Here is a 12,915-nt window from a genome sequence, read left to right on the forward strand (position 1 = left end):
GATCTCCTTTTGTTGTTGTGTGGGTGTGTTGGGCTGCCCTAGCGATCGGGTCCCGTTGCCCTTTACGACACAAAACAGAGGGCGACCGAGACCATCGCACCCGCCATCACGCGTGCGCACAAAGGCGCGTGCTAGAGGGCTGGCACGAGTTTTTACGTCTTGTTATAGAGTTCAGCTAAGGAGAGGTCGCAGCTTGCGTCAAGAAACGGTGAAAGATCCGTGAAGGCGATATCGAGCGATCTAATGCCTTGATTCGCAGGGAAATACCTGGGGGTATATCAGTCATTCTTCTTTCCCGGCGACCGGCTATGCCGAATCATTGCTAGAGCCGCACCTCCACGGCCAGTGGCAGGTGGTCCGACAGGTGCGTCCAGGGTTTGTGCCCAAGGATCCTGGGCGCATGGCTTTCGGCGTTGCGCAGGTAGATGCGGTCCAGGCGCAGCAAGGGCAGGCGCGCCGGGTAGGTGCGGGCAAGCAGGCCATGGTGGCGCTCGAAGGCCTCGTGCAGGTCGCGGTGGCGGCCCAGGGTGCGGTTGCCACGCAACTGCCAGTCGTTGAAATCGCCAGCGATGATCACCGGTTCATCGGCCGGCAGGCTATCGAGCAGCCGGCGCAGCAAGTGCAGCTGTTTCTGCCGGTGGCTTTCGAGCAGCGACAGGTGCACGCAGATGGCATGCACCGGGCGCTGGCCCGGCACATCGAGGATGCAGTGCAACAGGCCACGGCGCTCGGGGCCAGTGATCGACACGTCGAGGTTGCGGTGTTCGATGATCGGGTATTTCGACAGCAAGGCGTTGCCATGGTGGCCGTCGGGGTACACCGCGTTGCGGCCGTAGGCGAAGTCGCTCCACATGCTGTCGGCGAGAAATTCGTACTGCGAGGTCTGCGGCCAGCCGGGGTAGCGGGCGGCATGGCGGTCGTGGCTGCCGAGCACTTCCTGGAGGAAGACGATATCGGCCTGGGTGCTGCGCACCGCCTCGCGCAACTCCGGCAGGATGAAGCGCCGGTTGAAGGCGGTGAAGCCTTTGTGGGTGTTCACGGTCAGCACCCGCACCCGACTCACGGTGGGGGCCTGGCTGACACTGACGAAACCTGGACTGCCGGCTTCGGGGTTCACGGCGTCTCCTGGAAAATGCCTACCTTCGGATCACCACATAACCCTGTGAGAGATCACCCAGCCCTTTGGGCTGCGCTGTCGCGCAGAGAACAAGTGGCTAGCGCCGCCTTCTTCTGTAGGAGCGGGCTTGTCCCGCGATTGGGCCGGCCCAGCCGCCGCGGCTGTATGGCAAGGGCTTCGCCCTTGATCGCGGGACAAGCCCGCTCCTACAGGCCTTGTCAAATCAATGAGTTATGCGTTGTTCTATGAGAGGGGGCTCCCACAGGGTTATGTGACGGCCGTTCTAGAGTCTAGGACCAAACCCGGCCATTGGGGTTCACTCTTCGTCGCGTTGCAACGCCATCAGCAACACCGAGCGCCCCTTGACCTCGAACACCGTGTCGAATGCCAGGTGCTGCGGCTTGCGCATCTGCGGCCGGTCGGTGTCGACCAGGCAGCTCCAGTAGTCGCCTTCGGGCACCGACGGCAGGTGGAACGGCACGGTGTCATGGTAGGCGTTGACGATCAGCAGCAAGGTCGCCTCGGCCCCTGGCCTGGCGATGCCGCTGACTTGGGCGCGGCCATCCATGAGCATGCCCAGGCAGCGGCCGTGGGGGTCTTCCCATTGCTCCACGCTCATTTCGCTGCCGTCCGGAGCCAGCCAGGTGACATCCTTGACCCCGATCGCTTCGTTGTAGTCGCCGACCAGGAAGCGTGAACGGCGCAGCACCGGGTAGGCCAGGCGCAGGCGGGTCAGGCGCTTGACGAAGGCCAGCAGCTCGGTGCCGTCCTGGTCCAGGTCCCAGTTGATCCAGCCGATCTCGCTGTCCTGGCAGTAGGCGTTGTTGTTGCCATGTTGGGTGCGGCTGAATTCGTCGCCGGCGACGATCATCGGTGTGCCCTGGGCCAGCAGCAGGGTGGCGAAGAAGTTGCGCATCTGGCGCATGCGCAGGGCATTGATGCCGGGGTCGTCGGTGGGCCCTTCGACGCCGCAGTTCCACGACAGGTTGTTGTCGGTACCGTCCTGGTTGTTCTCGTCGTTGTCTTCGTTGTGCTTGTCGTTGTACGAGACCAGGTCGCGCAGGGTGAAGCCGTCATGGGCGGTGACGAAGTTGACCGAGGCGTAGGGCCGCCTGCCACGGTTGTTGAACAGGTCGCCCGAGGCGGTCATGCGTGCGGCGAAGTCGGCCAGCTGGCCCTCGTCGCCTTTCCAGAACGCCCGTACGGTGTCGCGGAAGCGGTCGTTCCACTCGGCCCAACCCGGTGCGAAGTTGCCCACCTGGTAGCCGCCGGGGCCGCAGTCCCAGGGCTCGGCGATCAGCTTGACCTGGCGCAGCAGCGGGTCCTGGCGGCAGGCCACGAGGAAGCTGTGGCGCTCGCTGTAGCCCTCGTGGTAGCGGCCGAGGATGGTGGCCAGGTCGAAGCGGAAGCCGTCGACATGCATTTCCCCGGCCCAGTAGCGCAGCGAGTCGGTGACCAGCTGCAGTACGCAGGGGTGGCTCAAGTCCAGGGTGTTGCCGGTGCCGGAGTCGTTGATGTAGTAGCGTTTGTCATCGGGCATCAGCCGGTAGTAGGAAGCGTTGTCGATGCCGCGCATCGACAAAGTCGGGCCCAGTTCGTTGCCTTCGGCGGTGTGGTTGTAGACCACGTCCAGGATCAGCTCCAGGCCCGCGTCGTGCAGGTGCGCGACCATCTCCTTGAACTCGGCGATCTTGCCGCTGGCCAGGTACTTGGGGTGCGGTGCGAAGAAGGCGATGCTGTTGTAGCCCCAGTAGTTGTTCAGGCCTTTTTGCAACAGGTGCTGGTCGTTGACGAAGGCGTGTATCGGCAACAGCTCGATGGACGAGACACCGAGGTCTTTGATGTGCTTGAGCAGCTCATCGTTGGCCAGGCCTGCGAAGGTCCCTCGGTGTTCTTCGGGCACGGCCGGGTGGCGCATGCTGATGCCACGGGTGTGGGCCTCGTAGAGGATGGTGCGCTCCCAGGGGATCTGCACGCGCTGGTCGCGGCCCCAGGTGAAGGCCGGGTCGATGACCTTGCATTTGGGCACGAAGGGCGCGCTGTCGCGTTCATCGAACGAGAGGTCGCCATCGGGGTGGCCGATGGTGTAGCCGAACAGCGCCTCGGACCATTTCAGGCTGCCCACCAGTTGCTTGGCGTAGGGGTCGATCAACAGCTTGTTGGGGTTGAAGCGGTGGCCGTTTTCCGGCTCGTAGGGGCCGTGCACCCGGTAGCCGTAGACCAGCCCGGGATGCGCGTCGGGCAGGTAGCCATGGTAGATCTCGTCGGTGTATTCGGGCAGCTCGATGCGTTCGAGTTCCTGTTCGCCGCTGGAGTCGAACAGGCACAGCTCGACCTTGGTGGCGTTGGCCGAGAACAGGGCGAAGTTGACGCCCAGGCCGTCCCAGGTGGCGCCCAGGGGGAAGGGCAAGCCTTCACGAATGCGCGATGGGGCGACGGAGCGGGTTTTCTTTGGGGTACGGGGGCTCATGGCGGTCCTCTTCAAGCCGGGTGGACGGGAATCCTTCCTGGTCTGACCCGGTCGCCGACACGCCGGCTCCCACGGCTATGGTGGCAGGTGGGAGCCGGCTTGCCGGCGATTGGCCGGGGCAGGTACTTCGGGGCGCAGGTCAACCCGCCGCTGGCTTCTTCACTGCCCGAGGTTTCTTGGCTGCCGCCGGCTTCTGCACCGGCGCCGTGCTCTTGGCCAACTCGTCCTTGGGCTTGGCCGCCGCCTTCTTGCGCGGTGCGGCCTTGGGTGCCAGGGCCTCGGCCTCGGCGAGCTTGCGCGCCATGTCCCAATGGCGCTCCTCCTGGCCTGCAGGTTTACCCTCCGACTCCCAGATCTGGTAGGCGAATTCGCGGATACGTTTTTCATCGACGCTCATCATGACGCTCCTGATGCTCAAGATTGTTGTATCAACAGGTTGACCGGAAACTCTGCCAGCACGGTGCTCAAACTCAGCTCCCTTGAAGGGCTGACAGCGGTGCTGGAAAAAAGTCCCGAGCAAGTGGCAGGTGACAAGGCGAACGGCAGGATCACCCGGGTGTCGTCCCAGTTCTGCGCCGGGATCAGCGGGAGGGAGGCGTTGCCCAGCAGCGCGCTGGGCAGGCGCGGCACCACCACGACGGCCTGGGCGTCTTCGCCCAGGCGGGCGAAGGCCAGGACCTTGTCGGCATGCCGGCCCTGCACGGCCAGTGGCAGGTAGGCGCCGCGCTGGAACAGGTCAGGGTGGGCCTGGCGGCAGTCCAGCACCCGCGCGATCAGTGCCTGCTTGATGCGCCCGTCGCGCCAGTGCATCAGCAGCTCGGCCAAGGGCAGGCTGTCGCCCAAGCTGGCCCGTCGCGCGGCGTAGTCCACTGGGCGGCGGTTGTCCGGGTCGACCAGGCTCAGGTCCCAGAACTCGTTGCCCTGGTACAGGTCCGGCACGCCCGGGGTGGTCATGCGCAGCAGGCACTGGGCCAGGCCATTGAGTGCACCTGGGCAGGCGATGCGTTGCGCGGCCTCGTGCACAGAGTGGCGCAGTTGCTGGTTTTCAGGTGCCAGCAACAGGCCGTCGACATAGGCTGCACAGGCCTGTTCGTAGGCGTCGTTCGGCGCGCTCCAGCTGCTGCGCAGCTTGGCTTCGCGCAGGGCCTTCTGCTGCCACTGGCGCAGGCGCTCGGCGTATTGCTGCAGGGCTGTGGTGTCATGCAGGTCCAGGCCCAGGGGCCAGCTGCCGAGCAGGGTCTGGAACAGCAGCAGCTCGTCCGCCGGGCTCGGTGCCGGGCCATCGCCCAGGGCCTGACGCAGCGGTGTGGCCAGCTCGCTCCAATGCTCGACCCGGCTGGCCAGCCAGGGCCCGAGTTCGCTGAGCACCGCCAGCCGGGCGCGACAGTCCTCGCCGCGCTTGTGGTCGTGGGTGGCGGTGGCCAGCAGGTTGTCCGGGAAGTCCCGCAGGCGGCGTTGTGCTTCGTTGTGGAAGGCCTGCGGCGGTGCGCTGAAACGCTCGGCCTCGAAGCCCACGTCGTTGCGCGACAACAGCCGGCCGGAGCGGTAGAAGACGGTGTCCTCCACGGCCTTGGCGGCGCTGGGCGCGGTCAGTTGTTGGAAGCGTACGCAGGCATGGCGCAGGTGCTTGCGTGGACGACCCGGCGGCAGCTGGCGCCAGGGTTGGCCGCCGAGCCAGCGCTCGAGGTGCTCGAGCAGCGGCCAGTCCGCCTCGGCCAGGCTTTGCCGGGCAGCGGCCAGGGCCTGCTGGAAGAAAGCCTCGTCTTCGCTGGGGCGGCCGCAGGCATTGATGTAGGTCCGGTACACCGGGTAGTGCTCGACCAAGGCCTGCAAGGCCCGGCGGATGGCGCCCAGGGTCAGGTCGCGGGTCATCAGGTCGTCGCGCGCCACCTGCAGCAGGGCCTGGGCCACCGACTCGCAGTCGCCGGCCAGGCTGGCGTTGAGCACCAAGTGCCGGGCCTGACGGACTTCTTCGGCGAAGTCCGGGCGTTCGCTCACCGTGCTCCACAGCTCGGTCAGCGGCGCCTCACCGGCCGGATCGTGCTGCAGCAGCGAGACCTGGTTCATGAATTCGTAGCCGGTGGTGCCGTCGGTGCGCCAGTCGCGGTGCAGGTGTTCGCCGGCGCCGAGGATCTTCTCCACGTAGATCGGGAAGTGCTCGACGTCCGCTTGCAAGGGCCGGCGTGCCAGCAGGCTGTCGACCCGGCGGCGCAGCTTGCGGCAATACTGGCGCGGGTCGGCCAGGCCGTCGATATGGTCGATGCGCAGGCCGTCCACCAGGCCGCGCTCGATCAGCTCGAACAGCTTGGCGTGGGTGGCTTCGAACACCACCGCCCGTTCCACCCGCAGGCCGCCGAGCTCGTTGATGTCGAAGAAACGCCGCCAGTTGATATCGTCGGCTGCAGTGCGCCAGCTGGCCAGGCGGTAGGTCTGGCGCTCCAGCAGCAGGTGCAGGCGCTTGAAGCCCGCCTCGGTGCGGCTGTCGAAGGCGGCCAGGGCACTGTCCAGGCTAGCGCCCTGGCGCACCCGCCGCGCCAGTTCCGCCTGCAGGGGCAGGGCATCGGCCAACGGGTCGGCGGCCTCGTGCAGGGCCGCGAAATGCTGCGCCAGGGCTTGCACTTGCGGGTGCTCGCTGTGGGCCAGGATGCGCCCGTAGTCCAGCGGGCAGATGGGGAAACGGTGCTCGTAGTGGGCCACCTGCAACAGGCCCTGCTCGGGCTCGAAGGTCAGGGGCAGTTCGCCGTTCTGCAGGGCCACGCCATAGTCATTGCCCAGAAATGGCAGCAGCAGTTGGCCGGCCAGCAACGGGTCGCTGGAGTGCCACTGGATATCGAAGAATTCGGCATAGGGGCTGCGTCGGCCCCAGGCCAGCAGGCTCTGCCACCAGGGGTTGTCGGCACCGCCCACGGCCATATGGTTGGATACCGTGTCCAGAACCAAGCCCATGCCGTGCTGGCGCAGGGCAGCGACCAGGCGCTCAAGCGCTGCCTCGCCGCCAAGCTCGGGGTTGACCTGGGTCGGATCGACCACATCGTAGCCATGGCGTGAGCCGGCCCGGGCCTTGAGAATCGGCGAGGCGTACACATGGCTGATGCCCAGTTGGGCAAAGTAGGGCACCAGCGGCACGGCATCATCGAGGGTGAAGTCACTGTGCAGTTGCAGACGTAGCGTGGCGGTCAACGGTTTCATCGGTCACGCTCCCAGGCTTGCTCGCGGGCCTGGGCCAGCAGCTCCAGGCGACGTGCGGCGTCTTCGTCGTCCAGCAGCTCGCGCACCGGGCGGGCGAAGCGGCGGCGCCAGTTGGGGTGGCCGTCGGTGGTGCCGGGCAGGTTGGGTTGCTCGTCGCAGCCGAGCAGGTCCTCCAGCGGCACCAGCACCAGCGGGGCACGGGTATGGCCGACGTAGCGGATGGCGGCGTCGATCAGGGCATCGTCGTCAGCCAGGGCACCATAGTTCTGTTCCAGGGTGCGGCGCAGGCCATCGCGCTCCAGCTGGCGGGTGTGCCGCCAGCGTAGCTCGGCGGCAGCATCGACCAGCTGCAAGCGGTGGCTCCAGTCGATGTCGCGGGCCTGCAACCAGCCGGCCAGCGGCGCCAAATCATGGGTACCGGTGGTGGCCAGGGCATTGTCCGGCCAATCGAGGATGGGCTTGAAGTGCCCGGGCGGTTCCTGCTCGAACGGCAGCACGCGCATACCCAGCACCGCCTTGGCAGCCAGGGTCTCGCGCAGGCCTTCCGGTACCGTGCCCAGGTCTTCGCCGAGGATCACCGCCTGGTGGCGTACCGATTCCAGGGCCAGCAGGCGCAGCAGGTCGTCCAGCGGGTAGTTCAGGTAGGCCCCTTCGCTGGGCCGGGAGCCGCGAGGGATCAGCCACAACCGGCGCAGCCCCATGACATGGTCGATGCGCAGGCCGCCGGCGTGGGCCAGGTTGGCCCGCAACATCTCGATGAAGGCGCGGTAGCCGTTGCGCTTGAGGCCCTCCGGGGAGAATGCGCAGATGCCCCAGTCCTGGCCCAGGCGGTTGAGGATATCCGGTGGTGCGCCGACCTTGAGGTCGGCCAGCAATTCGTCCTGGCGGCTCCAGGCCTGGCTGCCGGCGCCGTCGGCTCCCACGGCCAGGTCGGCGATCAGGCCCACGGCCATGCCGTTGCCGCGCGCGGCTTCCTGGGCACGCTGCAGGCCGCGCTCGGTGAGCCACTGGCAGAAGGCATGGAAATTCACCTGTTCGCGATGGCTGTCGGTGAACGCCTCTACTTCGGGGTGGTAGGGGTCATGCCAGGCAGCTGGCCAGTTGCGCCAGTCGGCGCCCAGGCCGCGTGCGGCCGCCTCGGCCTGCAGCACCTGGAAACGGCAATGGTGCGCCAGGGCCTGGCCGCCGGCTTCGCGGAAGCTGTCGAAATCGCTATGCAGCGGGTGGTTGCCCTGGCTGAAGTCCCGGTACAGGGCTTGCAGCAAGCGGTGTCGGGCATCGGCAGCGCGGGGCCAGTCCACCAAGGGCTGGCTTTGTAGCTCGTCCAGGGTCTGTTGCAGGTCGCAGGCCTCGATGGCCATGCGCACCTCGCGTTCGCCGAGCAGGGCTGCCGGGCTGGCATAGAGCTCGTTGAGCAGCAGGCGGCTGGAAGGGGAATAGGGGCTGTAGTGACGCTGGTCCACTGCCGAGAGGGCGTGTATCGGGCTGATGGCCAGGGCGTCGGCGCCCCGTTCGGCGGCCGCCCGCGCCAGCTGCTCCAGGGCCATGCAGTCGCCATAGCCGCCGTCACCCGGGCGGCGCAGGCTGTACAGCTGCACCGACAGGCCCCAACAGCGCGGTGGCGGCTGGTCGACGGCATCTTCCAGGGCATGGCAGCGCGGTGGTGCCACGGCGAGGGTGAAGCGGTGCTCGCCGAGGCTGAGCTGGTGATAACCGATGGGGAGCTCGCCCGGCAGGCGGGCCTGGCTGTCCAGGGAGAGGGATCGCGTGCTCCCGTCTTCCAAGGTGCAGTTCAATGTGCTGCCTGGGTCGAAATAGCGTGCCAGGTCCAGGGGCTGGCCGAGGTCGGCGGTGAGCAGCGGTGGCAAGTGGTCGCGGTCTTCGGCCTGATCCAGGGCCAGCAGGCTGGCGGCGATGTCGGCTTCATCGCCGGCCGGGTGGCCAAGGCCGGCGAGCACCTTGCGCAGCACCTCGTCGCTGACCTGTTGCGGGCGGGCGTTGGCGTCGATCCAGTCGCGGGCCAGGCCCACCCGGGCGGCCAGTCGGTGCAGGGGTAGGTCGCTCATGGCGTCTCCTGGCCAGGGGGCAGCAGGCTGGCCACGCAACTGTGCGCGGGCAGGGTGGTGTCGTGGTGCGCGGTGTCGCTGCTGTCGAACAGCCAATGCTGGACGGGCGGCAGGGCCACCGCTTGCGCCTGGGCGGCGAGGTTGAGGTCGATGCGCAGCTCGCTGCCATCCCCCAGGCGCCAGCGCGCGGTCAGGGCGTACTCGCCCAGCACCTCGGCACCCAGGGCGCGGCTGCCGGGCAGGTGCGGCGCGATATGGCGGTGGCGCAGGGCCAACAGGCGCTGGTACAGGCCATGCCAGCCGGCCAGCACGTCCTGTGCGGTGGGCCGCGAGGTGTCGAAGGTCGTCTGGGCATTGGGGTCGGGAATGCGTGCGCGTGCTTGCGGGTCGGCGAAGGCGGCGAAGTGGGCGAACTCGGCACGGCGGCCTTCGCGTACGGCGTCGGCCAGTTCGTCGTGGTGATCGGTGAAGAACAGGAACGGTTGCCGGCTGCCTTCTTCGTCGCCCATGAACAACAGCGGAATCATCGGCGCCAGCAGCAACAGGCCAGTGGCCGCGCGCAGGGCCTGGGGTGGGCAAAGGCGGGTGAGGCGTTCGCCCAGGGCGCGGTTGCCGACCTGGTCGTGGTTTTGCAGGAACAGCACGAAAGCGCTGGGCGCCAGGTGGCCGCTGGGTTCGCCCCGGGGCGTGCCGTGGCGGTTGGGCTGGCCCTGGAACACGAAGCCTTCGCTCAAGGCTCGGGCGAGCTGTTCGATAGGGCGGTCTTTATAGTCGGCGTAGTAGCCCTCGGTTTCGCCGGTCAGCAGGACGTGCAGGGCGTTGTGGCCGTCATCGTTCCACTGGGCGTCGAAGCCGTGCGTCAGGAGCGAGGCCTGGTTGTGCTCATTCTCGAGCACCAGCCAGGTATGGCGGGTGTCGGCCCCTGTCGCTGCCCGGACACGCGCCGCCAGCTCCACCAGGAAATCGGGCTGGTCGATGGCATGCACTGCATCCAGCCGCAGGCCGTCGAAGCGGTAGTCGCACAGCCACATCAATGCATTCTGGATAAAGTATTCGCGCACTTGGGGCCTGCGGAAATCGATGGCCGCGCCCCAGGGCGTGTGGCGGTCCTCGCGGAAGAATCCGCTGGCATATTCATGCAGGTAGTTGCCGTCGGGCCCGAGGTGGTTGTAGACCACATCGAGAATCACCATCAGGCCAAGGCCGTGGGCCTGGTCAATCAACGCGCACAGTTCGGCCGGGCTGCCATAGGTGTGCTGCGGGGCGAACGGCAGCACGCCGTCATAACCCCAATTGCGTTCGCCCGGAAACTGCCCCACAGGCATCAGCTCGATGGCCGTGATGCCCAGTTCGGCCAGGCGCGGCAATTGCCGGGCGACGCCGGCGTAGCCGCCGAGCAGGCCGACATGCAGCTCCTGGATCACCGCCTCGTGCCAGGGGCGTCCCTGCCAAGGGTGCTGCCAGGCGTAGCTGGCCATGTCCACCACCTGGCTGGGCCCATGGACCCCTTCGGGTTGGTAGCGCGACGCCGGGTCGGCTACTTCCAGTCGGTCGTCGATTCGATAGCGATAGCGGCTGCCCGCCTGGCAGGGAGCCAGGCCGGTGAACCAGCCATCCCCCTCCGGCAGCAGCTCGATCGCCGGTTGTCGTTCCAGCTGCAAGCTCACGCTGCGCGCATCCGGCGCCCAGAGGGCGAAGCGCGCCGACGTGGCGTCCAGCAAGTGTGCGCCATGCCTGTGCATCTTCGGTGCCCCCGCTCAGTAGTGGCCGACGTGGGCCTGGCAGACCAGCTCCTCGTACAGCCGGGCGTAGGGTTCCACCGCCTGGCACCAGTTGAACGGCTGGGTCATGGCCAGGCAGCGCATGGCGTTGAGCAGGTCCTTCTTTGCATATACATAGAAGGCCCGGGCCAGCGCCTCGCGGTAGCTGTCCACCGTGGACTCGTCGAACAAGAAGCCCGTGACGCCATTTTCGATGGTGTCCGCCAGGCCACCGGTGTTGCGCGCCACTGGCAGCGAGCCGAAGCGCTGCGCATACATCTGGCTCAGGCCGCACGGCTCGTAGCGTGACGGCATGAGCAGGAAGTCGCTACCAGCGAACATGCGCCGGGCGTCGGTTTCGTTGAAGCCGATGCGCACGCCCACACGGCCCGGGTAGCGCAGGGCCAGCTCGCGCATGGCCTGTTCTTCTTCCGGTTCGCCACGGCCGATGATCGCGATCTGGCCTCCTTGGCTGACGATGTAGTCGGCCACGCCCAGGGTCAGGTCCAGGCCTTTCTGGTAGACCAGGCGCGAGACCACGGCGAACAACGGCCCTTCGGATGCCTCAAGTTGGAACAGCTCGCGCACTTGTTGTGCATTGCGCGCCTTGCCGTCCCAGTCGTTGAGGCTGAAGTTGTGCTCCAGGTGCTTGTCGGTGGCCGAGTCCCAGCTTTCGTCGATACCGTTGGGGATGCCGCCGAGCAGGCCTTGCTGGGCCTTGCTGGCCAGGAAACCGTCCAGCCCGCAGCCGAATGCCGGGGTGGTGATCTCACGGGCGTAGGTGGCACTCACCGTGGTGATGTGGCTGGAGTAGGCCAGGCCCGCCTTGAGGAACGACAGCTTGCCGTAGAACTCCATGCCTTCCTGTTGCAAGGCATGGTCGGGAATGGCCAGTTCCGGGCAGCAGCCGCGGCTGAACACGCCTTGGTAGGCCAGGTTGTGGATGGTGAACAAAGTCGGGGTATTCAGGCCGCGCCAGTGCATGTAGGCCGGTGCCAGGCCAGCAGGCCAGTCGTGGGCGTGCACCAGGTCGGGGCGCCAGTGGATCATGCCTTCGCCAGCGGCGATTTCCGCGGCGGCCAGGCCCAGGCGGGCGAAGCGGATGTGGTTGTCGGGCCAGTCACGGCCATTGTTGGCACCATAGGGCGTGCCGTCGCGCTGGTACAGCTCGGGGCAGAGCAACACATAGATGACCAGGCCATCGGGCAGGTCCATGCGCCCGATCTTGCACGGCGGCAGGGCCGCATGGCCGCCGAGTTCGCCGACGATATGGATGGGGTTGTCGCTTTCCACCACCTGGCGGTAGCCAGGGATCAGTACGCGCACGTCATGCAACTGGGAGAGGGCCCGTGGCAGGGCCGAAGACACATCGCCAAGCCCGCCGGTCTTGACCAGGTCGGCGATTTCCGAGGTCACGAACAGGATCTTGCGTTTATGGAGGTTATGACGCCGCTGGGCGCCAGGTGCCTTGGCTGTCGTGGCGAAGTCCGGCAGGAGCGGTTCGCGGTTGTCCGGGTTGAATGTGTCTACGTGAGGCTCGACAGCGGCACTGATCATACTTCTCTCCGTCCCTTGTGTCGGGTGGCTGGGCACCCTTTGCGTTATGTCGTGTTGGTTCTCTCTGGTTCGTACGTCTTCGTAGTGCGTTCCTTGCCCCGGAGCCGTGCGCGCAAGCGCACCGTGCAATCGGCATTCCAGCCGAAGGCAGTTGGACTGTGTGGGGTGGGTGGGCCGAGGCTGGGGTCGTCCCGTTGCTCTGGCCTACTTAATTCCTGACCTGCCGCTTTATTGGAAAGTTTCGATTTTTTTCCGTCCGGTTACCCAGGCGGTTTGGCAGGCGGAATCCCGAGTGTAGGAGAGGTTGCGTTACAAATGTGACCCGCTGGTCACTTCGGTGACGACCGTAGGTCTGCGCAAACGTTGGCGGGTTGTTACCAGATGTGAATAGCTTGAGAGGGGCGTTGCCTGGGGGATCGAGCGCCGCGCGGGCGGCGCTGGACCTCACCAACGGCGAAGCTGTTACGGTGGACGAGTTGTACTAGAAGTGGGAGCCCGAAAAGCCCCCACGCCAAGGGAGGGGATGACTCAGAGGCTGATAGCTTTGTCTTCGCAGCGCGCCTGCTCCAGCAGCAGGTTCAACTGGGCGACCTGCTGGCGCAGTTGGTCGCGTTCATCTTTCAGGCGGCGCAGCTCGTCACGGCGCACGGTGACATAGAGGGTCTGGGTTGGAGTAGCAGGCATCAATGTACCCATGTAAACACCTCGCAATTCTGGACGTTTTTTTGGGGAGCGGGCGAGCCCGCCAATGTGCCG

The 12,915-nt window shown here is 66.5% G+C and carries 8 protein-coding genes; all 8 read right to left on the reverse strand.

Annotated elements, in window-relative coordinates; translation table 11 throughout:
* Positions 1 to 322: 322 nt before the first annotated feature.
* The 8 genes from K8374_RS08340 to K8374_RS08375 all read right to left on the reverse strand — a co-directional run bounded on the left by K8374_RS08340 (position 323) and on the right by K8374_RS08375 (position 12,855).
* Positions 323 to 1,117: an endonuclease/exonuclease/phosphatase family protein gene (locus tag K8374_RS08340; RefSeq protein ID WP_224458628.1), complete on the reverse strand. Its 795-nt coding sequence runs from the start codon at positions 1,115 to 1,117 to the stop codon at positions 323 to 325.
* A gap of 316 nt (positions 1,118 to 1,433) precedes the next feature.
* Positions 1,434 to 3,587, reverse strand: coding sequence for a glycogen debranching protein GlgX (gene glgX / locus K8374_RS08345; RefSeq protein WP_224458629.1), 2,154 nt, complete (start codon positions 3,585 to 3,587; stop codon positions 1,434 to 1,436).
* 139 nt (positions 3,588 to 3,726) lie between these two features.
* Positions 3,727 to 3,987: a DUF2934 domain-containing protein gene (locus tag K8374_RS08350; protein WP_084855781.1), complete on the reverse strand. Its 261-nt coding sequence runs from the start codon at positions 3,985 to 3,987 to the stop codon at positions 3,727 to 3,729.
* Positions 3,988 to 4,001: 14 nt separating this feature from the next.
* The gene (locus K8374_RS08355) at positions 4,002 to 6,776 is read right to left on the reverse strand and encodes a malto-oligosyltrehalose synthase (protein ID WP_224458630.1); all 2,775 of its coding nucleotides are present in this window, start codon (positions 6,774 to 6,776) and stop codon (positions 4,002 to 4,004) included.
* Positions 6,773 to 8,842, reverse strand: coding sequence for a 4-alpha-glucanotransferase (gene malQ, locus K8374_RS08360; RefSeq protein ID WP_224458631.1), 2,070 nt, complete (start codon positions 8,840 to 8,842; stop codon positions 6,773 to 6,775). The genes K8374_RS08355 and malQ overlap by 4 nt, the downstream gene beginning before the upstream one ends.
* Positions 8,839 to 10,584, reverse strand: a complete 1,746-nt coding sequence (gene treZ / locus K8374_RS08365; protein ID WP_224458632.1) for a malto-oligosyltrehalose trehalohydrolase — start codon at positions 10,582 to 10,584, stop codon at positions 8,839 to 8,841. The genes malQ and treZ overlap by 4 nt, the downstream gene beginning before the upstream one ends.
* A gap of 15 nt (positions 10,585 to 10,599) precedes the next feature.
* On the reverse strand, positions 10,600 to 12,159 hold the full coding sequence (gene glgA, locus K8374_RS08370; protein WP_224458633.1) for a glycogen synthase GlgA: 1,560 nt from the start codon (positions 12,157 to 12,159) through the stop codon (positions 10,600 to 10,602).
* A gap of 528 nt (positions 12,160 to 12,687) precedes the next feature.
* Positions 12,688 to 12,855: a DUF6026 family protein gene (locus K8374_RS08375; protein ID WP_172402987.1), complete on the reverse strand. Its 168-nt coding sequence runs from the start codon at positions 12,853 to 12,855 to the stop codon at positions 12,688 to 12,690.
* Between the last annotated feature and the right edge of the window lie 60 nt (positions 12,856 to 12,915).

It is taken from the genome of Pseudomonas sp. p1(2021b), assembly GCF_020151015.1.
Taxonomy (GTDB): Bacteria; Pseudomonadota; Gammaproteobacteria; order Pseudomonadales; family Pseudomonadaceae; genus Aquipseudomonas; species Aquipseudomonas putida_K.